The sequence below is a fragment of the Campylobacter sp. 2018MI13 genome (assembly GCF_018501135.1).
GTDB lineage: Bacteria > Campylobacterota > Campylobacteria > Campylobacterales > Campylobacteraceae > Campylobacter_E.
In genome coordinates, this window is the sequence record NZ_JAHCZC010000142.1 from 1 (window position 1) to 1,722 (window position 1,722).

The following is a 1,722-nucleotide window of genomic DNA, read 5'->3' on the forward strand; positions in this document are numbered from 1 at the left end:
ACTATCAGCAATTGCCATACCTGAAGCATCATCAGCAGCAGAGTTAATTCTAAAACCTGAGTTTAACTTATTTAAAGAACTGTCAATTGATCTATTGTTCATAGATGCGTTTGCATGAGCGCTTAGCGCCGCCACGTTTGTGTTAATTCTGAATCCCATAATTTTCTCCTTAAAAAAATAATTGTCTTGATTTCCTTATCAAGTTACAACTATATCGGTGTGCTAAAAAATAACTTTAGGGGTGATATGAAAAAATTTTTAAAAATGTGATTGTGATGTGGGGATAGGTGGCTTTTTGTGATTTTTTCTGTTAGGAAAAAATCGTAAAAAGCCTTGTGTTAGCTCGTTTTTAAACGAGCTAACCGAAATGAATAGGATTTTAGAGTGTGAAATTTCACGGAATTTGAAATTAGAATTAGGATTTTGTGAAAAACTTGTGAAAATGTGAAATATTTGTGAAAAGTTTTGATGAAAGACCCGCAAAAGCGGGGGGGGGCGACCCATTCGCCCCTAAGATGTGATGAGATGTTATACAAAATTGATTAATATTTTTAAAAGCTTGCTTATATTTTTATAATATATTGATTGTCGTTTAAACCCATTGATTTTAGATTTATATTTGGATATTTATTTAGTAATGTATTTAAGTCATTATAAAAGGTGTTTTTAGGATTTATAGTTTGTAGTAAATAAATTATTACATTTAAAAATGCAAAAATTTTTTGATTATTTAAATCTTTATTTTGAAAAAAGTCATTTTTGCTAGGAATTTTTAAGACTACGGCTAGAGTTTTATTCCATAATCTTGAATGATGTGCGCAAATATTTCTTACAAGCGTTGCTATATGTAACCAATTTACCAAAATGGATTTATTTATATTAAAAATATCAGAAATTTTCTTTTGCTCGTTTGTCTGCAATAATGCGTAAAAGTTAGATAAAGTGCCAAACGACATTACTTCTACAATTGCCCATAATGGTATTTCATTATAATTATCTAAAAAATGCTTTATAAAGCTTTCGTTAGAGCGTTTTACTTCCTTAAATATCGTATCTATAAGGCTTTTGTGTGTTTTAATGTTTTTATGATTTTGTGTAAAATTTAACTCACATAAATATCCTGTAGCACCAAAGGATAATGTATGGTAGTATGCAATTTGTGTTCTAAAATATAGCTCAATTGTCTGCAAAGCATTAGAAACTAGAGCTTTTAGCTCCATATCAAAATCATACAAATAAATAATATCCGTGAAATTAGTATTTTTAATAAAATTCTTATTATCATCATAAAAAGGTAAAAAATATGCACTTAATCTGTAATAATTTAAATTTCTTAATTTTTCTAAAGCAAAATCTTCATTTAAAATAGTTAAATTTTTAGATCTTAACAATTCTAATTGTTCTTGCCAAGTTCTGTGGGGTTTATTATATGTTTTTTTATCCATAATCAGCTTTCAAATGTCCCTAAGGGTTGCGCATTGTTAAGAGGCTCTTAGGGAACTGTCGGAAATATATTAACATTTTTTATTCTAATAAGTCAACAAAAATGCTGAAAAATAAAATAAAAATATTAATTTTTTACTTAAACAATCTTCTCAAACCCCCACTAGCTAAGCGCTCATGCAAACGCATCTATGAACAATAGATCAATTGACAGTTCTTTAAATAAGTTAAACTCAGGTTTTAGAATTAACTCTGCTGCTGATGATGCTTCAGGTATGG

The 1,722-nt window shown here is 28.6% G+C and carries 2 protein-coding genes and 1 pseudogene; 1 reads left to right on the forward strand and 2 read right to left on the reverse strand.

What is annotated here, in order from left to right:
* Together KJQ99_RS09305 and KJQ99_RS09310 are read right to left on the reverse strand one after the other, a co-directional pair.
* The coding region (locus KJQ99_RS09305) for a flagellin N-terminal helical domain-containing protein (protein WP_502756454.1) at nt 1-159 on the reverse strand (159 nt) is incomplete at its 3' end.
* A 404-nt stretch (nt 160-563) separates the two neighbouring features.
* Entirely contained in the window at nt 564-1,445 is an 882-nt protein-coding gene (locus tag KJQ99_RS09310) for an Abi family protein (protein ID WP_214120661.1), read from the reverse strand.
* A gap of 177 nt (nt 1,446-1,622) precedes the next feature.
* Here KJQ99_RS09310 and KJQ99_RS09315 point away from each other — a divergent pair.
* Nucleotides 1,623-1,722 (forward strand): annotated as a pseudogene (locus KJQ99_RS09315) (flagellin N-terminal helical domain-containing protein); the annotation flags it as partial.